The organism is Actinomadura sp. GC306 (assembly GCF_004348665.1).
Lineage (GTDB): Bacteria > Actinomycetota > Actinomycetes > Streptosporangiales > Streptosporangiaceae > Spirillospora.
The window spans coordinates 1-19,632 of sequence record NZ_SMKM01000023.1; the positions used below are offsets into that span (position 1 = coordinate 1).

The window sequence follows — 19,632 nt, forward strand, 5'->3', positions numbered from 1 at the left end:
CCTCTAACCCCGCCCCCCGATTCGTTGACTTGCGGCGTGTTGTTGTTATGGGAGGCCGGATAACAACAACACGCCGCAAGTCAACGCCTCAGGGCTAGGCGGAGAGGGACAGGTCCCGGCGGCGGAAGGCCGTTAGGCCGGCTGCGCCCAGGGCGACGGCGCACGCGATCAGGGCGGCCAGGGGTGTCACGGTCAGGTCGGCCGATGGCAGGGCGGGGGTATGGCCGAACGGGGACAGGTCGGCGGCCCAGCGCGGCAGTTCCAGGAGCGGCCCGATCTGTCCGATCAGCAGGCAGCCGGCCAGCGCGGTCCAGGAGATCGCCACCGACCATCGCGGCAGCAGCCCGATCACCGCGACGACGAACCCGGCCAGCGCCAGCGTCGCGGGCAGCTGCACCAGCGCCGCGCCGAGCAGCGCGGGCACCCGGTCCGCCGAACCTGCCGCGACCGCGTACGCGAGGCCGTTGGCCAGCCCGGTGCCGGCGAGGACGGCGGCGGTCCCGAGCACCGCGCAGGTGATGTGCGCCGCCATCCACCGGGGCCTGCTGACCGCCGTGGCCAGCACCGCCTCCAGCGGGCCGGTCTCCTCGGCGCGCATCCGCAGCAGCGCCTGGACGGTGTACCCGGCGACGAGGACGCCGGTGAAGCCCATCATCGCGGCGAAGTAGACGTCCACCGGATCGCCCGTGCCGCCCAGCCTGGCCATCGCCTCGGCGAGCTCGTCGCTGGTGCCGAGCAGCTCCTCGGCCTGGTCGCCGAGGGCGCCGAGCATCCCGCCCACCACCAGCAGCGCGGCCGTCCAGCCGTAGAGGACGCCGCGCTGCAGCCGCCAGGCCAGCCCCAGCGGGCTGAGCAGGGCGCGCGGGGCGGTGGCCGGGCCGCGGCGGACCGGCAGCATCCCGGTGCCCACGTCGCGGTGGTCGGTGAGCCGGTACGCCGTGCCGGCCAGCACGATCAGCAGCGCGGTATGCAGCAGCAGCGGCCAGGGCCGGTCCGCGGTGAACGGCTCGGTCCGCTGCCCCCATCCGAGCGGCGACAGCCAGGACGGCCACAGGCTCGTCACCCGCAGGCCGTCCGCGCCGGCCGTGCCGAAGCCGTCGCCGAGGCCGCGCAGCAGGAACGCCAGGCCGAGCACGGCGGCGGCGATGCCGTTGGCGGCGCGGGCGCTCTCGGTGATCTGCGCGGCGACGGCGGCGACACCCGCGAAGGCCGCGCCGGACGCGCCGATCGCGACGCCCAGCAGCAGCGATCCGGCGGCGGGCAGCCCGGCGGCCGGCAGCACGGCAGCCACCAGCACCGCCAGCACGGCGTTCGCGCCGACCGCCACCAGCAGCGCCGCCGTCAGCATCGCGTGCCGTCCGACGACCATCGAGCCGATCATCTCCGCGCGCCCGGTCTCCTCGCTCTGCCGGGTGTGCCGCACCACCGCCATGATGCTCATCAGCGCGGCGAGGACGGCGACGAGGCCGTAGGACTCCGCGACGACGATGGCGCCGAGGCCCGGTTCCGGGACGACGCCGTTGAACACCCGCGAGACCGCGCTCAGCGCACTCGACCGGGCGTAGGCGGCCTGCTCCTCCTCGCTGCCGTAGAGGCCGAGGACGCTGGAGGCCACCGTGCCGGTCACCGCGGTCAGGCCGAGCAGCCACACCGGCAGCTGCACGCGGTCGCGGCGCAGCGCGAGCCGGGTCAGCCGCATCGTGCCGGTGAACGTCGCCGGGCCCGCGGACGGCCTCATCGGACGCCCTCCAGCCCGGCGGCGCGGTCGCCGTAGTGCCGCATGAACAGCTCTTCGAGCGTGGGCGGGTGGCTGGTCAGGTCCAGCACGCCGCACTCCGCGAGGTACCGGTGGACCTCGGGCAGCGCCCCGGTCTCCACCTCGAAGGCCGCCCCGGTGCCGTCGCCGTCGAGGCGCAAGTCGTGCACGCCCTCGAAGCGGTCCAGGCCGGTGGGCGGCTGCGCGGTCCGCACGGTCATCGTGGTCCGCGTCAGGTGCCGCAGCTCCGCCAGCGTGCCGGACTCGACCGTCCGGCCGTCCCGGATGATCGACACGCCGTCGCACAGCTTCTCGACCTCGGCGAGGATGTGGCTGGAGAGCAGGACGGTGCGGCCGCGCGCCTTGGCCTCGGCGACGCACTCCTGGAACACCGCCTCCATCAGCGGGTCGAGCCCGGACGTCGGCTCGTCCAGGATGTACAGCTCCACGTCGGACGCGAACGCCGCCACCAGGGCCACCTTCTGCCGGTTGCCCTTGGAGTAGGTGCGGCACCGCTTCGTCGGATCGAGCTGGAAGCGCGCGACCAGCTCGTCCCGGCGGGCGGGGTCGAGCCCGCCGCGCAGGGAGCCGAACAGGTCGATCGCCTCCCCGCCGGACAGGTTGCCCCACAGGCTGACGTCCCCCGGGACGTAGGCGAGCCGGCGGTGGAGCTCGACCGCGTCCCGCCACGGGTCGCCGCCGAGCAGGTCCACCTCGCCGGAGTCGCGGCGCAGCAGGCCCAGCAGCACCCGGATCGTGGTCGACTTCCCCGAGCCGTTCGGGCCCAGGAAGCCGTGCACCTCGCCCGTGCGGACGGTCAGCCGCAGCCGGTCGAGCGCCCGCACGTCGCCGAAGGTCTTGGTCAGTCCGCTCACGCGGATCGCGTCGGTCATGCGCACCGTCCCCTCGTCTCGCCGGCCCGGCGAACTGACCGCCGGTCAGTAACCGATGGTAGACCGGAGGCCCGCGCCGGGCCAACCGGTTAGGTTGAAGCGGTGGACGAGTCGAAGCCGCCGGACACCCGGACCCGGATCCTGGAGACCGCGCTCGACGTGTTCTCCGAGCGCGGCTACCAGGCCGGTTCCATGCGGGAGATCGCGGACCGGCTGCAGCTCACCAAGGCGGCCGTCTTCTACCACTTCCCGGCCAAGTCCGTGCTCCTGGCGACGCTGTGCGAACCGCTCTCCGAGGGCCTGGAGGACGTCCTCGCCCGCGCGCGCCTCACCGCGGACCGGGCGGCGGCCCGGCGGCAGCTCATCGAGGGCACGCTGGACGTCTACATCCAGAACCGCAAGCTGCTGTACGTGATCATGCAGGACCTCACGACGCTGGCGCACGACCGCGCCTTCCAGCATTACGTCGACCTGATCCAGCAGGTCCACGACGAGTTCACCGGCCCGTACCCGGACGTCACGCTCCAGGTCCGCACGGTGCAGATCTTCGCGACGCTGGGCGACCCGGTGTTCCTGTGCCGGGACGTCCCGGTCGACCGGCTGCGCGCGGAGATCCTGCGCGGCGCGTGGGCGCTGCTGGACGACCCCGCCACGTCCGGCCTGGTCGCGCGGGACGAGCCGGAGCCGTCGGCCGCCCGCACCGCCGCCCGCCGGCCGGGCCGCCCCCGCGCGCTGGACGAGGCGAAGGCCGAGGCCGCCCGCCGCATGTACGCGGAGGGCGCCGGCACCGTCGGCGAGATCGCCGAGCGGCTGGGCGTCTCCCGCGCCACCCTCTACCGGCACCTGGGCGACCGCACCCCGCCCGCCTAGATTTGAGACAAATGTGAGACAGTTGTGCGACGGGTTCCGAGACCGGCGCCGGCGCGAACGCGGAGGTGACGATGGCCGACGTGCGAGTCGAGAAGACGGGCACGACCACCACGATCTGGATGAACCGCCCCGACCGGCGCAACGCCGTCGACCGGCCGATGGCCGCCGAGCTGCGGGCGGCCTTCGCGGAGTTCGAGGCCGATCCGGGACAGCGGGTGGCGGTGCTCGCCGGAGCCGGCGGGACGTTCTGCGCCGGAGCCGACCTCACCGCGGTGGCCGACCCGGCTCGCCGCAACGAACTCGACCCCGAGGGCGGTGGCGGCGGCCCCATGGGCCCGACGCGGATGGCGCTCGGCAAGCCGCTCATCGCGGCCGTCGCCGGCCACGCCGTGGCGGGCGGCCTGGAGCTCGCCCTGCTCGCGGACCTGCGGATCGTGGAGCGCGACGCGGTGATGGGCGTCTTCTGCCGCCGCTGGGGCGTGCCGCTCATCGACGGCGGCACCGTCCGGCTCCCGCGAATCATCGGCCTCGGCCGCGCTCTGGACCTGATCATGACGGGCCGTCCCGTCGCGGCCGACGAGGCGCTCGCGATGGGCCTGGCCAACCGGGTCGTGGAACCCGGCGAGGCGGTGGACGCCGCCCGCGAACTGGCCGACCGGATCGCGGCCTTCCCGTTCGAGTGCGTCCTGACCGACCGGGCCTCCACCTACGCCGGCCTCGACCTGCCGCTCGCCGAGGCGCTGCGCGCGGAAGGCGCCGCGGGCGTCCCGATCGTGGCGCGCGAGGGTGCGGCGGGCGCCTCCCGTTTCGTGGCGGGCGAAGGCCGCCACGGAACCTTCACCGAAGCAGACCCCACCTAGCCCGGTCGCCGCCGCAAGTCAGCGCACTTGGTGGAGACCGGCTAGGAGAGCGTGTAGTCGCCTGCGTCGCGTAGGGCGGCCTGCAGGGCGGCGCGGTCCAGGACGACGTCGTCCTTGTGCTTGAGGATCACCAGCGCGTCGCCGCCGGGGACGAGTTCCGTGGCCACCGCGCCGATGTCCGGCACGGCGCTGAGCCGGTCCTTGACGGCGCGCGCGTCGGCCGCGGTGGTCATCCCGGCGATCCGGAACGTCGTGCTGATCATGAAGCCTCCCGTTCGGATCGGGCGCGGGTCAGATCCGGCCGTTGAACGCCTGCAGCGCGGCGTCCTCGCGGGTGCCGCCGCGCCCGTCGCCGTGGTCCGCGAAGTCGGTGATCCACTCGACGGATCTGACCCATTTGACCATCTTGTAGCCGTGGTTGGATTCCACCCGCAGCCGCAGCGGCGCACCCAGGTGGACCTCCAGCGGGCGGCCGTTGCGCTCGTAGGCCAGGATCGTGTCGTCCTCTTCGACCATCTCCAGGTCGAGGACGGCGTAGAACGGCTCGCGCGGCCGGTGGTCGTACATCTCCTGGGCCAGCCCGTAGGAGGTCACCATCACGTAGTTCGCGCCCTCGGGGCGAGGGCCGAGGACCTCCAGGAGGTCGCGCAGGCGCACCCCGCCCCATTTCGACGTGGCCGACCAGCCCTGCATGCAGGTGTGGACGGCGACGTACTCGGTCTTGGGCAGCCGCCGCAGTTCCGCCAGCCCGAGGTGCAGCGTCTTCCCGCTCAGCTCACCGCCGACTTCCAGGCGCCAGTCGCGGAACCCGGAATCCCGGTGCGCGAGCCACTCGGTGGACTCGTCCTCCGTCGGCGGCAGTCCGTTGGTCCAGTGGAACTCGGAGATGTCCTTTTCGGTGTAGACGTTCTGCCGGCCCATGCGGGGCTTCATCCAGTTCAGGGTGAGCTTGCGGATGGGCTCGGTCAGCGCGACGAGGACCCGCTGGGAGCGCGCCCGGTCCGCCAGCGTGGCGTAGCTCAGCGCGATCCAGAAACCGATCACGGCGACGATCGTGATGATCGCGATGGTGAACGCCTGGGCGTACCGGGACGTGTCCGTCACCCCGAACACGATGTGCGGCAGGTTGTACTCGGGGTGGACGATGAAGACCAGCCCGACGTGCATGACGATGAACGCCGTCATCAGCACCATGCCGATGAAGTGCAGCGAGCGTGCCCCCTGGTGGCCGCCCCAGAACTTGACGTACCGGGGGAAGCGGGAGCGGACGGCCGGGGACATGGCGATCCCCGTCAGGATCAGGAAGGGCGCGAGCAGGAAGACGACCGCTGTGTACATGAGCATCTGCAGCGCGTCGTAGGGCTGGAAGTGCTCGATCGACGGGACGCCGAAACCGAGGTAGACCTTGAGCGAGTCGAACGCCTCGCCGAACACGTCCCACGACGTCGGCACGATCCGGCGCCAGAGTCCGGTGGCGAAGAGCAGGACCACGTACACGAATCCGTTGACGAGCCACAGCGTCACGCCCAGCCCGTGCCAGTGCCGGCCGAGGCCGATGTTCTTCCGGCCCGGCAGGGTGAGCAGCGGGCTGGCGGTGCGCTCGTCCATCAGGGACGTGTAGACGCCCTCCTCCTGCGGCAGCCTGCGCCGCGTGAACTTGATCCACTCGGTGCCCGGCTTGCAGTCGTTGCGCCACCAGAACCGCGGCAGCGAGGAGATGATCTCCCACCCGCTGCGCAGGACGATGCCCATGAGCACGAAGTTGAGCAGGTGGGTGCTGCGCAGCCAGAGCGGGAAGTCGGGGTCCACGCGGTCTCCATCGTCGGCAGCTGACCAGGTTGTACTGATCATTAGCCTTTTGCGGCGGAACGCAAACCAGGAGCGCCGGTGAACGGGGTCAGCGGGCTCAGATTCTCGTGTACTTGCGGGCGGCGGTGTCGTCGAGGGCGTATCCGAGGTCGTTCACGACGTCCACGACGCCCTCCACGCGGCCGATCATGCGGGCGACGATCGGGACGAGGCTCTTGGTCTCGACGCGGCCGGACAGGTGGACGATCCCGTCCCCCACCCGGACGTCGAGCATGTCCGGGTCGTGCCAGAGCTTCTTGACCAGGACGTCCTTGATGATCTCCTCCCGGATCTCCGCGTCGGGCCGCCGGTACACGCCCAGCAGGTCGCGGCGCGCGACGATCCCTACGAGACGCCCGTCCTCGTCGGCGACGGGCAGGGCCCGGTACCCGTGCGCGTTCAGCAGCCGGGCCGCCTCGGTGGTCGAGGTGCCCGGGGCGGCGGAGACGACCGGGGCGCTCATCAGCCCGCCGGCGTCGACGGCCGCGGCCTTGGCCTCGGCCTGGGCGTTGCGCCGCAGTAGGGCCCGCAGCGACCGGCCCTCGGTGTGGTCCTTGTACTCCTGCTTGTGCAGCAGGTCCGACTCGGTGACGATGCCGATGACGCGGCCCGCGTCGTCCACGACCGGCATGCCGCTGACGCGATGCTCGGTCAGCAGCTCGGCGATCTCGGCGAACGGGGTCTGCTCGGTCACCGTCACAACGTCCTTGGTCATGATGTCCTGGACCGTGCGGCGCTTCATGGTCTTCTCCTCGTGGGTCGTCGTCGCGGCTCCCGGGTGACGCGGTGCTGGAGGATCGCCCCGCGGTCCGCGTCCTCCCCGGGCCACTTCCAGCCTCTCTCGCGGCGGCCGCGCAGGTCAGAGGCGGCGGTCCCGCGATCGCGGGACCTTCGGCCTTTTCGGCGGCCGAAGAGCCCGCGGCGCCGGTCACCCGGCCGAGGAGGGGACGACCACCGCCCGCCCGGTGAGCTTTCCGGACTCCAGCTGCCGGTAGGCGTCCACTGCCCGCTCCAAGGGGAACTCGACGATGTCGGGCCGCAGCAGCCCGCGTGCGGCGAGGTCGAGCACCTCGATCAGCTCGGGCCGGGTGCCCCAGTAGGTCGTCTGCAGCGACACCTCGTAGGGGACGGAGAAGAAGGACACCGGGAGGGTGCCGCCGCCGATGCCGACGATCGTCACGTCCCCGAGCGTCCGGGCGGCGGCCGCCGCCATGGCGAGGGTCGCGTCGGTGCCGACGACGTCCAGGACGACGTCGGCACCGCGTCCCCCGGTGGCCGCGCGGATGCTCGCCGCCGTGCCCTCGTCGGACGGGAGCGCGGCGTCGGCGCCCTCCCGCAGCGCGAGTTCGAGGGCCTCCGGCCGGGTGTCGACGGCGATGACGGACGCGGCGGTCGTGGCCTTGAGGATCTGGATCGCCAGGTGCCCGAGCCCGCCGGCGCCGATCACGACCGCGGTCGTGCCGGGCGGCAGCTTCCCCCAGGACCGGCGGACGGCGTGGTAGGGCGTGAGGGCGGCGTCGGTGAGCGGCGCCGCGGCCACCGGGTCCAGGCCGTCGGGCAGCGGGACGAGGAGCCGCGCGTCGGGGACCAGCATGTACTCGGCCATGCCGCCGTCGAGCCCGAGCCCGCCGCCGCCGGACGGCACTGGCGCGTTCGCCGGGTCCTCGCAGTAGTTCTCCGCGCCGAGGCGGCAGCGGGCGCACGTCCCGCAGCCCCACGGCCCGTGCACGGCGACCGGCTGCCCGGTTTCGAGGCCGGTCACGCCGTCCCCGAGGGCGTGCACCCATCCCGCGTTCTCATGGCCGAGGGTGAACGGCGGCCCCCAGGGGAGCAGCCCGCCCTCGAAGTCGCGCATGAGATGGAGGTCGGAGTGGCACGCCCCCGCGCCGCCGACCCGGATGACGACCTGCCCGGGGCGGGGTTCGGGATCGGGCACCTCGACCAGTACCGGATCGGACTTCCATTCCCGCAGCCTTAGCGCTCGCATCTCCTCGTCCTTTCCTCTCCTCCCAGCGAACTACCCCGTTCACCAGGCGCACAACGGACGAAGGTCCCCGGACGGGACGCACGGGTCAGCGGTACTCGTTCTCCCTCACCGGGGGCGGCGGCGGTAGTCGAGGTCGGCGTAGTCGGGGTGCTTGGCCATCCAGCTCTGGACGAACGGGCAGGTCGGCAGGACGGGGAGGCCCTGGGTGCGGACGTCGTCGAGCGCCGCGCGCACCAGCCGGCCGCCGAGGCCCTGGCCCTCGTGGCCCGGGTCGATCTCCGTGTGGGTGAAGACGATCAAGTCCTTGGCCTTCTGGTAGGCCGCGAAGCCGAGCACGGTGCCGTCCCGGACGATCTCGTACCGGCTGCGTTCGGGAGCGTCGACGACGCTGTCGCCTTCGGTCCGGTCGTCACTGGCCATGGCCCACCTCCGGGGACGTGCGGGCGACGTACACGGTGTTGGCCGAGGTGCCGCCCTGGATGGCGTTGGGGAACTCGACGACGTGCGCCGCCGCCTCGGCGAAGGCGCCGTCGAGCACGGCGGTGAAGTCGTCGTCGGGCGGGTCGTTCGACCACAGCGCGAAGACGCCGCCGGGGTGGAGGCGCCCGGCGAGCCGGCCCAGCGATTCGGGCCGGTAGAACGCCTCGTGCGCCGGGTTGAGGACGTGGCGCGGCGAGTGGTCGATGTCGAGCAGCACCGCGTGGAAGCGGGTCTCGGGCTCCGTCGCGGCCATCGCGAAGAAGTCGCCGTGGACGAGCCGGCAGCGGTCGTCGCCGCTCAGCCGCTCGCCGAGCGGGACGAGCTTCGCCCGGTGCCACTCGATCACCTCGGTGAGCGTCTCGACCACGATCAGCGAGCGCACCCGGGGGTCGTCCAGGACGGCGCCGGCGGTGTACCCGAGCCCGAGCCCGCCGACCAGGACGTCGAGTCCGTCGCCCGCCGTCGCGGCCAGGCCGAGCCGGGCGAGTTCGACCTCGCCGTCCGTCCACAGGCTCGACATGAGGAAGTCGTCGTCGAGCTTGATCTCGTAAACGTCGGCGCGGGTGGCGGGGTCGCGGCGTCGCCGCAGGCTGATGGCGCCCATCGGCGTCGGCCGCCAGTCGAGTTCTTCGAACAGTGCGCCCATGCGTCCCCCGTACCCGGCGGTCGCCGGTGATCCGGCGGCCTCGCGCCGAATACCCTAACGTGGCGTGAGGCTGATCGGCCGGAACGCGGACACGAGAGGGGAACGCGTGAGCGGGGGCATGGGCGCGTCGCCGGACGTGGCGGCGGAGGCGGCGCGGCGCCGGACGTTCGCGGTGATCAGCCACCCGGACGCGGGCAAGTCCACGCTGACCGAGGCGCTCGCCCTGCACGCGGCGGCGATCGAGCAGGCGGGGTCGGTGCACGGCAAGGCGGGGCGGCGCGGGGTGCGGTCCGACTGGATGGAGATGGAGCAGGCGCGCGGCATCTCCATCACCTCGTCGGTGCTGCGGTTCGAGTACGGCGACGTGCTGCTGAACCTGCTCGACACCCCCGGGCACGCCGACTTCTCCGAGGACACCTACCGGGTGCTGGCCGCGGTGGACGGCGCGATCATGCTGCTCGACTCGGCCAAGGGCCTGGAGGCGCAGACGCTCAAGCTGTTCGACGTCTGCCGGCACCGCGGCATCCCGGTGATCACGTTCGTCAACAAGTGGGACCGGCCCGGCCGCGAGCCGCTGGAGCTGCTGGACGAGGTCGAGCAGCGCATCGGGCTGCGTCCGGCGCCGCTGAACTGGCCGGTCGGTGTCGCGGGCGACTTCCGCGGCCTGCTCGACCGGGCGAGCGGTGCGTTCACCCGGTTCCGCCGCACCCCCGGCGGCGCCAGGCGCGCGATCGCAGAGGAGGTCCCCGCCGAGCAGGCCGCCGAGGAGGAGGGCGAGGCGTGGGGCACCGCGGTCGAGGAGCTGGCGTTGTTGGACGAGATCGGCGCGACCCTCGACATGGACGCCTTCGAAGCCGGGACGTGTACGCCGGTGCTGTTCGGCGCGGCGCTGCCGAACTTCGGCGTGAGCGCGCTGCTGGAGACGGTGTGCCGGCTGGCCCCCGCGCCGTCCGCGCGTCCCGACGACGCCGGCCGGGAGCGCCCGGTGTCGGCGCCGTTCGCCGGGCAGGTGTTCAAGGTGCAGGCCGGGATGGACAAGGCGCACCGGGACCGGCTGGCGTTCGTCCGCGTCTGCTCGGGCCGCTTCGAGCGGGGGATGTCGCTGACCCACGCCCGGACCGGGCGCCCGCTGGCGACCAAGTACGCCCAGACGGTGTTCGGCCGCGACCGCTCCACCCTGGACGCCGCGTACCCCGGGGACGTCATCGGCCTGCCGAACGCCGCGGGCCTGACCGTGGGCGACACCCTCTACGCCAGGAACCCGGTGGTCTTCCCGCCGATCCCGGCGTTCGCCCCGGAGCACTTCATGGTGGCGCGGGCCACCGACAACAGCCGGGCCAAGCAGTTCCGCCGGGGCATCGAGCAGCTCGACGGCGAGGGCGTCGTCCAGGTGCTCCGCAGCGACCTGCGCGGTGACCAGGCGCCGGTGCTCGCCGCGGTCGGGCCGCTGCAGTTCGACGTGGTCACCGCCCGGATGGCCGAGGAGTTCGGCGCGCCCGTGGTGCTGAACCGGCTCGACTACACCACGGCCCGCGTCACCGACAAGGAGTCCGCCGACACGCTGGCCGGCCGGCGCGGCGTCGAGGTGCTCACCCGGTCGCTGGACGGCGCGCTCATCGCGGTGTTCGTGGACAAGTGGCGGCTGCGCGCCCTCGAACGCGAGTACCCCGGCGTCACCCTCGACCGGATGCTCGCCGCGGGCGTCGCCGACTGATCCGCCCCGGGGTGTCGGGCGCGTTGGGAGCGCGCTGAAAAGGGCAAGAGGGCCGTGTGGGAATGGTCGGCCGCCTGGACGCCTTCCAGCGGCGGCACCGCTGGGCGGGCTTTCCGCTGGCGGTGGTGTACAAGTTCGTGGACGACCAGGGCACGTACCTCACCGCGATGATCACCTACTACGGGTTCGTGTCGCTGTTCCCGCTGCTCCTGCTGTTCGTGACCGTGCTGGGCTTCGTGCTGGAGGGCAATCCGGGGCTGCAGGATCGCGTCCTGGAGTCGGCGCTCGCGCAGTTCCCGGTCATCGGCGACCAGATCGGCGACAACATCGGATCGTTCCGCGGCAGCCGGCTCGCGCTCGCCGCGGGCGTCGTGGGCAGCGTGTACGGCGCCCTGGGCGTCGTGCAGGCCGCGCAGAACGCCCTGAACAAGATGTGGGGCGTGCCGCGCAACTCGCGTCCGAATCCCATCTTCGCCAGGGTGCGCAGCCTGGCGCTGCTGGCGGTCGGCGGCACGGTGATCCTGGGGACGGCGCTGCTGTCCCAGGTCGGCACGGCCGACGACGACTTCGGCGCCGGCGTGCGGGCGGCGGCGATCGTGGCGGCGATCGCGTTGAACGTCGTGCTGTTCACGGTGACGTTCCGGATGCTGACCGCCCGGCCCCTCACCATCGCCCAGGTGCGGACGGGGGCGATCGTGGCGGCGCTCGTCTGGCAGCTGCTGCAGTGGTCGGGCACCTTCCTGCTCGGCAACTGGCTCAAGGGCGCCAGCGCCACCTACGGCATGTTCGGCATCGTGCTGGGCCTCTTGGCGTGGATCTACCTGGGCGCGGTCGCGTTCGTGCTGAGCGCCGAGATCAACGTCGTCCGGGAGCGGCGGATGTGGCCCCGCAGCCTGCTGACGCCGTTCACCGACAACGTCGAGCTGACCTCCGCGGACCGGCGCGCCTACACCTCCTACGCCGAGACCGAACGCCACAAGGGCTTCGAGAACGTCGACGTCGACTTCGACCCGCCGCCCCGCGACGACCCGGACTGATCGCTCAGCCGCGATCGGGGCGGTACGGGGCCAGCTCCGGCGCCGCCTCTTCGCGGATCTCCCGTTCGATCAGCAGCGCGAGGTGGGGGCCGAGCGTGATGCCGCTGTGGGTGACGGCGGTGTACAGGCCGGGCCGCTGGAAGCCGATGAGCGGATACCCGTCCACCGGCAGCGGACGCACGCACCGCCGGACCTCGGCGATGTCCATCTCGACCCCCGGGAGGACGGCCCGCGCCCGGGCGAGGAGCTCGTCGCCGACCGTCCGTATCAGCTCGGGGGAGGCGGACTCGTCGACACCGGCGTCCAGGTCCGTGGCCTCCAGGACGAGCCCTCCCTCCGGCGCGGGCCGGGCGGCCAGGCCGGGCGCGTGGACGAGCCCGTTGATGACGCCCGGCACCGCCGTGGTGGTGGCGATGAGGCACGGCGCGGCCGAGCCCGGTTCGGACGGGTCGACGAGCGGAAGGGCGACACCGGCCGTGGCGAGCAGCGCCGGACTGTGCCGCCCGGCGGCACAGATCGTCAGGTCGGCGTCCAGCACCCGCCCGTCGTCCAGCCGCACCCCGGTGACCCGGTCGCCGTCGGTGGCCAGACCGTCGGCGCGGTGCCCCGTGACGATCACGACCCCGGCCTCCTCGGCGCGGCCGGCCAGCGCCCGCGCCACGGCGCCCCCGTGCACGTAGCTCTCGCCAGGGCAGTGCGCGATGAGGGCGTCCTGCGGCACCCGGACCCGCGGCTCCAGCTCGCCCAGCCGCCCGACGTCGATCAGCTCGGCGGCGTAGCCCAGCTCGGCAAGGCGCGCGATCCGCTCCGCCAGCGCGGCCTTGGCGTCCTCATCGACCGCCCAGGTCGTGTTGCCCGCCGGCCGGTACCAGGGCGGGTCGCCGAACCCGGCGGCCAGGTCCCGCCAGGTCGCCATCGCCGCGGTCCGCAGCCGGTGGTAGGCGGGATCGGTGGGATCGGCGGCGTTGACCCAGGCGTAGCTGGCGCCCGAGGTCCCGGCGCCGGGCGCGTCCGCCTCGACGACGGTGACCTCGTCCCGTCCGCCCGAGGCCAGCCGGTCCGCCAGCGCGGCCCCGATGATTCCCGCTCCCACGACCACGATCCGCATGCCTTCAGGATGACAGCCGCCGTGCCGAGCCACGCACGACGGACACCCGTGCGTCAGCTCCGAAAGCTAGGGTGACGCGGGTGTCCATCGTCATGGCGATCATCGCGGTACTGCTGGGGTTCGCGGGCGGCCTGCTGCTCCGGCCGGCCGCGGACCGGGTGCTGCGGCGCCGCCCCTCGCTCCGGTCGTTCCGCCGCGAGCTGACCGGCCCGCGCCCCGGCCTTGCCTTCTACGTCATCCCGCCCGGCCTGGGCGACACCGACGAGATCGTGGCCGAGTTGACGGCCGGGCGCCGCCCCCGCCTGTGCCTGATCGGCCGGCTGTGCGGCCCCCTCCCGTACGGCGAGGGCGTCGTACACGAGAACGTGCTCCAGCGCGGAGCCCTGTGGGTGGCGTCCGGCCTCCTGATGTTCGACCCGCGCGGCGACGCGGAGATGAGCGTCCTGGAGGCACCGTACGGCGTGGAGGCACGGGACCCGATGCGCACCGAGTCGGGCCGCCCGGTCCTCACGATCGACCTGGGCGACGGCGTGCTGGTCTTCGAGCCGGCCCCTGACACCGACCTGGAGCACGCCTGGAGCCGAATCCAATCCGTCCTGGAGGAGGCCACGCCCTAGCCGTTCGCCATGGGGCCGGCCGTCAGGCTTGGATCTGCAGCGTGAAGGCCAGGAGGGTGGTGGCGAAGTCGGTGGGGGCGCGTAGGTGGGGTTGGCCGGGGAGGTCCGGGAGGACGATCAGGCGGGCGTCGCGGGCCAGGTCCAGGGCTTGGGCGTCCTTGGAGGCGAGCCTGTCGAACTGGGCGTTGAGAAGGAGGACGGGGACGTCCGCCGCCGCGAGCGCGTCCGAGGGGTCGAAGCGGAACGCCGCCTGGTAGCCCCAGTCGTAGCGCTCCGCCACCCGCATCATCTCGACCACGGCGAGGTGGAGGAGGTCGCGGGGGACGTCCGGGCCCCAGCTCCGCAGGTAGCGTTCGACGGCCCAGGCGAACTGGGAGCCCTGGTCGTCCACCGGGACTTCGGGCGTCCAGTTCGCGATGAAGCCGGCCCGTTCCTCCGCGGTGAACAGCGGGACGCCGCTCAGCACCAGCCCGGCGGCCGGCAGGTGCTCGGCGGCGGCGAGGGCGAGGGACGCTCCGCTGTGCACGCCGGCGAGGACGGGCTTCGCCATCCCGACCCCGGCCGCGGCCTGCGCCAGCACGCGGCCGTAGTCGGGGATCTCGCAGCCCGGACCGGGAGGCGGGTCGGACGCGCCGTAGCCGGGGGTGTCGAAGGCGACGGCGCGGGCGCGGCGGCCGAGCAGGGGCAGGACGTCCTCGTAGACGCGGGAGGACAAGGGAGACTCGTGGAACAGGCCGATCCAGGGACCGGAGTCGCCGCTGGCGCGGTAGTGGACCTGGCCCCACTCGGTGTCGACGTAGCCCCTGCTCATCGTTGCCCGCGTCATCAGTGCTCGCGCAGGAGGCTGCCCGCGCCGTACACGCGGTCCTCGATGCCGTTGTCGCGGAGGGCCATCCACCAGGTGGCCGCGTTGATGGCGATGACGGGCAGGCCGAGCCAGCGTTCCGCCTCGTCGGCCGTGGCGACCATCGACAGGTTGGTGCCGCACTGGACCAGGGCGTCGACCTCCCCGGCGGCCAGCTCGCGCAGCGCCGCGCGCAGCTCGGCGTCGGTGACGTGCGCGATCGAGACGGCGGTCGGGCACTTCAGGCCGATGATGCGGTCCACCTCGAAGCCGAGCTCGGTGAAGAACCGCCGGACGTTGGCGTCGCCGACCGGCTGGTACGGGGTGACGACCCCGATGCGCCGCGCGCCGAACAGCTTCAGCGCCCGCTCGCACGCCTCGGCGCCGGTCGCGACCCGCAGCCCCGTGATGTCGGTGATCTGCTTGACGAACTGCTTGTTGCCCTCGATGCCGCCCCAGAACGTCTCGGCGGACATGCCCATCACCATGTAGTCCGGCTCGCAGGTCAGAACCCGCTCGCAGGCCGCGCCGATCTCGTCGCGGATCTGCGCCAGCAGCCGCTCCATGCCCTCGTCCCCGGCCATGTCCTGGTCGCGGATGTGGATGCGGGAGAAGTGGGACGTCACGCCGGGGACGCCCATCCGGTAGAAGTCGGGTTCGACGATGGTGTTGGTGGACGGCGCGATCACGCCGAACTTGCGCCGCCAGCCGAGTGCGTCCGTCACGCCGCCGCCCTTTCCTCGTCCCGTTCGTCCGGGGTCCGTGCCGTTCTGGTGAGGTGCCAGGCGGCGAACGCGAAGGCCGCCTGGGCGAAGGTGTTGCAGGACTGCTCCACCCACTGGAGGGAGATCGACTGCTCGGCGCGTGCCGCCAGCGGGCCGAGCAGGTACTGCCCTGCCAGCCAGAGTCCGAAGAGCGTCGCCGCGAGCGGGTCGCCCGCCCGCGCGGCGGTCCGCGCCAGCAGGACGGCGGCCACCGTCACCGCGACGATCGTCCACAGCAGCGCGGGCCAGGTGTCGCGCAGGACGGCCGACAGGGCCAGTGCGGCGAGCAGCGGGACCGCGAGCACGGCTGGATGCGGCGGGCGGCGCGACTCCCGGGACAGCGCGTACGCGAACGCCGTGAAGCCGATCGCCAGCAGCGGGAACAGGGCGCCGCGCAGCCAGGGCAGGTCCGGGCCGCCGAGCGCGACGATCAGCTTCCAAATGGCCTTGCCGAACCCGCCCGCGACGACCAGGGCGGCCGCCGCGGGCACCAGCGGGTGCCGGTGCCGCAGCATCGCCATGCCCAGCGCGGTCAGCGCCACCGGCACGAAGTCCTCGGCGGCGAGCGCGACCGGGTAGTCGGTCATGCGTCCGCGCCGAACAGGTCGCGCCTGCGGAACCGGGCCAGCATGAACCGGGTCATGATCTTGGGGGTGGTGAGCCAGGCGACCGTGCCGCCGTTCTTCGTCCCGGCGAGGATCTTCGCGGCCAGCCAGGGCGTCACCGTCTCGACCCGGTCGGCGAGGATGTTGAAGATCTTCTTGGCCTTGGCCAGCTCGTCGGGGGAGTAGTCGCGGAGCAGCAGGTCGGTGACGACCATGCCGGGCGACAGGTGCGCCACCTTGACCGGGCCGCCCTTGACCTCCTTGGCCAGGCCGGTGGTGAGGTAGTCGGTGCCGCGCTTGGTGGCGCCGTAGGCGATGAGGCCGGGGACGGTGCGGCCGTCGCTGCCGAGCCCCGCCATGTTCCACACGGTGCCGCCGCCCTGGGCGGTCATGCCCCGCACCGCGACGGCGCTGCCGTGCATCACGCCGAGCAGGTTCGCCGACACCACGGTTTCGAGCTGGCCGGGCGGCAGCTCGGTGAGCGGGCGGCGGGAGGTGGACACCCCGGCGTTGTTGATCCAGTGGTCGATGTGCCCGAACGCGTCGGCCGCCGCGTCCCAGAGGGCCTGCACCTGGTCCCGGTCGGCCATGTCGCAGACCATGCCGATCGCGCCCTCGCCGAGTTCGGCGAGGGCCTTGCCGACCGACTCGTCGGAGCGGCCGCAGATCGCGACGCGCACGCCGCGCGCGAGGAACTCCGCGGCGAGGCCGTACCCGATGCCGCGGGTCCCGCCGGTGATCACGACCGCCTGCCCGGTCATACGCCCGCCTCCCAGGTCAGGACGCCGTGCAGAACGGAATGCAGGACGTTCCCCCGGAACAGCTCGTACACGACGGTGAGGGTCTCGCCCGCGGTCATTCCGGGGGTCGCGTCGATCATGAACTCGCGTCCCTTGACCTTCCACACGTCGCCGGAGAAGTGCAGGACGGGGTAGTTGGCCCGGCCGAACGCCTGCGCGTTGCCCCAGGCGTCCGGGCCCTCGTAGAAGGCGCGGGTCCCGTCCCGGCGGGCCTCGACGGTGTAGGCGCGGTCGAGGGCGCCGGTCCAGGTGACGTGGTGGCGGGTGCGCAGGAGGTCGATGGGCTCCAGCCCGATCGACACCGTGACCTCGCCGGCCGGTTTCTGGTCGGCGCCCCACAGCTCGCACGTGCCGCTGTAGGCGCCGCGCTGCTTGGTCGGCAGGATGAACGGGATCGGGCCGTGCCGGGTCTCGTCCGCGAGGAACCGCTCGATCACGTCCCTGGTCGCGGGGTTGGTGTCGTAGTCGGTGGTGCGCTTGTAGACGCCGTTGAAGCAGCCCACGACCGCCCATCCCTGGTACAGCGTGGACGAGTACACCTGCGTTTCACCGTCCGGCAGCACGTGGTTCCAGGTGTTGAGGTCCACCTGCCAGCCGGGCCCGTAGTAGTTCGCGTCGACGAACCCGCCGTAGGGCTGCCCGGTGCCGTGGAAGTCGGGCCCGGTGTAGACGCGGTCGCCGTCGGAGTCGACCACCCCGAACGCGAACGGCGCGCCGAGCCGGAACCGGCCCGCCAGGGGACCGCCGCCTTCGAGCCCGCCGTCCATGTAGTAGGTGGTGACGCCGTCCTCGAAGACCGAGGAGCGGCGGATGTCCTCGTAGCCCTGCCAGGTGCCGGCGGCGTCGAACAGGGACGGGCGGCCGTGCCACTCGCCCTCGATGCGGCGCTGCCACTCGCTCGGTTCAGCCATCGGCGCCGCTTCCGCCCCGCAGATCGTTGCTGAGCAGCTCGGCGCGCAGCTCCTCGGCCTGCTCGTCGCCGAGCAGCCGGGCCACGTTCGCCCACACCGGGTCGACCTCCGGGCTGAACAGCGCGGCGCGGTTGCGGGCGTCGCGCTCGGCGAGGTCGGCAGGGGTCAGCGTGCCGAGGACGTCATCGGGGACGCCCTTGACCAGCAGTTCGCGCCAGTGCTCGAAGTAGCGGTCGAGATAGGCGCCGATCTGCGCGAAGTGCTCGTCGTCGGCGCGGTTGACGAGCATCCAGGGCGACATCATGGCGTGCTGGCGCGGGCCGATCGCCGCGGTGGACGGCCCGAACCGCTCCTTGACCTCCTCGTACACCGGCGTGAGCGGCTGGAACACCGCGTTCAGGTACGGCAGGTGCGCGCCGAGGTCGACCCGCGGGACGAGGTCGATGTGGTACGCGAGCTGCCCGCCCGCCAGCACCGAGTCCAGCGTGAAGTGCGGGACGGCCGAGTCCGCGCCGGTGAACGCGAAGATCATGTGGCTGTCCATGCCGATCCGCTCGACGGTCAGCCCGATGCAGACGACCTTGGCGATCCGCTCACCGCGCAGGACCGTCAGCGTGCCGGCCGGTTCCGGGGACATGACGCTCGTGAGCACCTTCTCGCGGACCGTCGTCAGCGGCTCGACGCCGGCCAGGGCCGCCAGCGTCCGGTCGTTCAGCGCCTTGGGGGCGGACACGCTCACTTGCTCTCTCCTTTGCCGGCGGACGTGTCGAGGGGCACCGGGGTGCCGCCGCGGGGGCGGTGCTGCCAGGCGCGGGCCAGTTCCGGGTTCTCCCGGCGGGCGGGGGAGGGGATGACGGTCGCGCTGCCGCGCTTGCCGTTGACCGGCAGTTCCTCGTCCTCGCCGAGCCACCAGCCGTCGGCCATGAGCTTCTGCCGGCGCCGCCGGTAGGCGACCTGGAGGGCGTCGGAGCGCAGGTGCAGCTCGTCGGGCAGGTCGTAGGGCAGCAGCTCGGGCCGCTGGGTCTCCACGACGACCTTGTCCTGCAGCAGGATGCTGCGGATCCGCTTGCGGGCGTCGTTGTCGGCCCACTTGCCGGTGAAGAAGTTCCGGTAGCCGACGATCTTGACGAGGGTGCGGTGCCGGTCGAGCGGGACGTTGTGGTCGTAGAGGATCATGTCCCCGAACGGCAGCCGGACGTGCAGTTTCACGATGTTCGGCAGGTACCAGCCGTTGGTGACGATCACCTCCTCCGGCCGCCCCTTGTACAGCCGCTTCCACAGGCCGCCCGCGGGCGGCGGGCTGAGCCGGATGTCGGCGGTCGCGGACCACTCGTCCTCGGTGACGTCGTAGTCGGGGATCTCCGGCTTGTCCGGGTTGCCGAACCGGGTGCCGTGGACGAACGGCGTGTGCGCGGCGTCCACGACGTTCTCGAACGTCCGCTCGTAGTTCGCCTCGATGACCATCTCGACGTACACGGTGCGGAACGCGGGGTCGTCGTGCTCGGGGAAGTGCGGGAGCGGCGGGCGCTCGTCCTCGGGCAGGTCGCCGAGGAACGCCCAGACCATCCCGTACTCCTCCCGGACGGGATAGGAGTCGACGCGCGCCCGCTTCGGGATGCCGCGGCCCTCCGGGTTGGCGGGGATCTTGCTGCACGCGCCGTCCGCCTCGTACTGCCAGCCGTGGTACGGGCAGGCGATCCGGTCCTCGATGAGGGTGCCGCCCGACAGCGCCGCGCCCCGGTGCGCGCACAGGTCGGACAGGCAGACCACGCTTCCGTCGCGTTTGCGGTAGAGGACGAAGTCCTGGCCGAGGCAGGTCACCCGCTTCGGGGCCCGGGTGACCGCGTGCGCGAACTCGACCGCGTACCAGAAGTTCTTGAGCATGACGGGCT

Annotated in this window: 21 protein-coding genes; 5 read left to right on the top strand and 16 right to left on the bottom strand. The window is 72.7% G+C overall.

Features of this window, described 5'->3' with window-relative positions; translation table 11 throughout:
- Nucleotides 1-94: 94 nt before the first annotated feature.
- Complete coding sequence (locus tag E1200_RS05805; RefSeq protein ID WP_131950751.1) at nucleotides 95-1,738, bottom strand: anibiotic ABC transporter; 1,644 nt, start codon at nucleotides 1,736-1,738, stop codon at nucleotides 95-97.
- Nucleotides 1,735-2,649 (bottom strand): ABC transporter ATP-binding protein, encoded by a 915-nt coding sequence (locus tag E1200_RS05810; protein WP_131950752.1) that lies wholly within the window; start codon nucleotides 2,647-2,649, stop codon nucleotides 1,735-1,737. Before E1200_RS05810 ends, E1200_RS05805 begins: the two co-directional genes overlap by 4 nt.
- 102 nt (nucleotides 2,650-2,751) lie before the next feature.
- Here E1200_RS05810 and E1200_RS35155 point away from each other — a divergent pair, with 102 nt between their 5' ends.
- Both E1200_RS35155 and E1200_RS05820 read left to right on the top strand, forming a co-directional pair.
- Nucleotides 2,752-3,519, top strand: a complete 768-nt coding sequence (locus E1200_RS35155) for a TetR family transcriptional regulator (protein WP_131950753.1) — start codon at nucleotides 2,752-2,754, stop codon at nucleotides 3,517-3,519.
- Nucleotides 3,520-3,590: 71 nt separating this feature from the next.
- Nucleotides 3,591-4,379: a crotonase/enoyl-CoA hydratase family protein gene (locus tag E1200_RS05820; RefSeq protein WP_131950754.1), complete on the top strand. Its 789-nt coding sequence runs from the start codon at nucleotides 3,591-3,593 to the stop codon at nucleotides 4,377-4,379.
- A gap of 41 nt (nucleotides 4,380-4,420) precedes the next feature.
- Here E1200_RS05820 and E1200_RS05825 read toward each other — a convergent pair whose 3' ends face one another.
- From E1200_RS05825 to E1200_RS05850, 6 genes are all read right to left on the bottom strand, one after another.
- Nucleotides 4,421-4,642 (bottom strand): heavy-metal-associated domain-containing protein, encoded by a 222-nt coding sequence (locus tag E1200_RS05825; protein WP_131950755.1) that lies wholly within the window; start codon nucleotides 4,640-4,642, stop codon nucleotides 4,421-4,423.
- Nucleotides 4,643-4,670: 28 nt separating this feature from the next.
- On the bottom strand, nucleotides 4,671-6,188 hold the full coding sequence (locus E1200_RS05830) for a molybdopterin-dependent oxidoreductase (RefSeq protein ID WP_207933199.1): 1,518 nt from the start codon (nucleotides 6,186-6,188) through the stop codon (nucleotides 4,671-4,673).
- A 97-nt stretch (nucleotides 6,189-6,285) separates the two neighbouring features.
- Nucleotides 6,286-6,969, bottom strand: coding sequence for a CBS domain-containing protein (locus E1200_RS05835; RefSeq protein WP_131950757.1), 684 nt, complete (start codon nucleotides 6,967-6,969; stop codon nucleotides 6,286-6,288).
- 186 nt (nucleotides 6,970-7,155) lie between these two features.
- Nucleotides 7,156-8,214 carry an NAD(P)-dependent alcohol dehydrogenase gene (locus E1200_RS05840; protein WP_131950758.1) on the bottom strand — a complete coding sequence of 353 codons (1,059 nt, stop codon included), beginning with the start codon at nucleotides 8,212-8,214 and terminating at the stop codon, nucleotides 7,156-7,158.
- Nucleotides 8,215-8,319: 105 nt separating this feature from the next.
- The gene (locus E1200_RS05845) at nucleotides 8,320-8,634 is read right to left on the bottom strand and encodes a GNAT family N-acetyltransferase (RefSeq protein ID WP_131950759.1); all 315 of its coding nucleotides are present in this window, start codon (nucleotides 8,632-8,634) and stop codon (nucleotides 8,320-8,322) included.
- Nucleotides 8,624-9,340, bottom strand: coding sequence for a spermidine synthase (locus E1200_RS05850; RefSeq protein ID WP_131950760.1), 717 nt, complete (start codon nucleotides 9,338-9,340; stop codon nucleotides 8,624-8,626). The genes E1200_RS05845 and E1200_RS05850 overlap by 11 nt, the downstream gene beginning before the upstream one ends.
- Nucleotides 9,341-9,458: 118 nt before the next feature.
- On the opposite strand from E1200_RS05850, the gene E1200_RS05855 reads away from it, so the two are divergent.
- Together E1200_RS05855 and E1200_RS05860 are read left to right on the top strand one after the other, a co-directional pair.
- The gene (locus E1200_RS05855) at nucleotides 9,459-11,054 is read left to right on the top strand and encodes a peptide chain release factor 3 (RefSeq protein WP_131950786.1); all 1,596 of its coding nucleotides are present in this window, start codon (nucleotides 9,459-9,461) and stop codon (nucleotides 11,052-11,054) included.
- 62 nt (nucleotides 11,055-11,116) lie between these two features.
- On the top strand, nucleotides 11,117-12,091 hold the full coding sequence (locus E1200_RS05860) for a YihY/virulence factor BrkB family protein (protein WP_243708368.1): 975 nt from the start codon (nucleotides 11,117-11,119) through the stop codon (nucleotides 12,089-12,091).
- Between the two features lie 4 nt (nucleotides 12,092-12,095).
- Here E1200_RS05860 and E1200_RS05865 read toward each other — a convergent pair whose 3' ends face one another.
- The gene (locus E1200_RS05865) at nucleotides 12,096-13,199 is read right to left on the bottom strand and encodes an FAD-dependent oxidoreductase (protein WP_131950762.1); all 1,104 of its coding nucleotides are present in this window, start codon (nucleotides 13,197-13,199) and stop codon (nucleotides 12,096-12,098) included.
- 80 nt (nucleotides 13,200-13,279) lie between these two features.
- Here E1200_RS05865 and E1200_RS05870 point away from each other — a divergent pair, with 80 nt between their 5' ends.
- Nucleotides 13,280-13,816, top strand: coding sequence for a hypothetical protein (locus E1200_RS05870; protein WP_131950763.1), 537 nt, complete (start codon nucleotides 13,280-13,282; stop codon nucleotides 13,814-13,816).
- A 22-nt stretch (nucleotides 13,817-13,838) separates the two neighbouring features.
- On the opposite strand, the gene E1200_RS05875 is transcribed toward E1200_RS05870, so the two are convergent.
- Genes E1200_RS05875 through E1200_RS05905 form a run of 7 tightly spaced genes read right to left on the bottom strand, consistent with a single transcriptional unit; the run spans nucleotide 13,839 to nucleotide 19,624 of the window.
- Complete coding sequence (locus E1200_RS05875) at nucleotides 13,839-14,627, bottom strand: alpha/beta hydrolase (RefSeq protein ID WP_165950212.1); 789 nt, start codon at nucleotides 14,625-14,627, stop codon at nucleotides 13,839-13,841.
- Between the two features lie 14 nt (nucleotides 14,628-14,641).
- Nucleotides 14,642-15,385 (bottom strand): arylmalonate decarboxylase, encoded by a 744-nt coding sequence (locus E1200_RS05880; protein WP_131950765.1) that lies wholly within the window; start codon nucleotides 15,383-15,385, stop codon nucleotides 14,642-14,644.
- Entirely contained in the window at nucleotides 15,382-16,011 is a 630-nt protein-coding gene (locus tag E1200_RS05885; RefSeq protein WP_131950766.1) for a hypothetical protein, read from the bottom strand. Before E1200_RS05885 ends, E1200_RS05880 begins: the two co-directional genes overlap by 4 nt.
- On the bottom strand, nucleotides 16,008-16,790 hold the full coding sequence (locus tag E1200_RS05890) for an SDR family oxidoreductase (protein ID WP_131950767.1): 783 nt from the start codon (nucleotides 16,788-16,790) through the stop codon (nucleotides 16,008-16,010). Before E1200_RS05890 ends, E1200_RS05885 begins: the two co-directional genes overlap by 4 nt.
- The gene (locus E1200_RS05895; protein WP_131950768.1) at nucleotides 16,787-17,740 is read right to left on the bottom strand and encodes a hypothetical protein; all 954 of its coding nucleotides are present in this window, start codon (nucleotides 17,738-17,740) and stop codon (nucleotides 16,787-16,789) included. Before E1200_RS05895 ends, E1200_RS05890 begins: the two co-directional genes overlap by 4 nt.
- On the bottom strand, nucleotides 17,733-18,479 hold the full coding sequence (locus E1200_RS05900; protein WP_207933200.1) for a hypothetical protein: 747 nt from the start codon (nucleotides 18,477-18,479) through the stop codon (nucleotides 17,733-17,735). Before E1200_RS05900 ends, E1200_RS05895 begins: the two co-directional genes overlap by 8 nt.
- Entirely contained in the window at nucleotides 18,476-19,624 is a 1,149-nt protein-coding gene (locus E1200_RS05905) for an aromatic ring-hydroxylating dioxygenase subunit alpha (protein WP_131950769.1), read from the bottom strand. The genes E1200_RS05900 and E1200_RS05905 overlap by 4 nt, the downstream gene beginning before the upstream one ends.
- Between the last annotated feature and the right edge of the window lie 8 nt (nucleotides 19,625-19,632).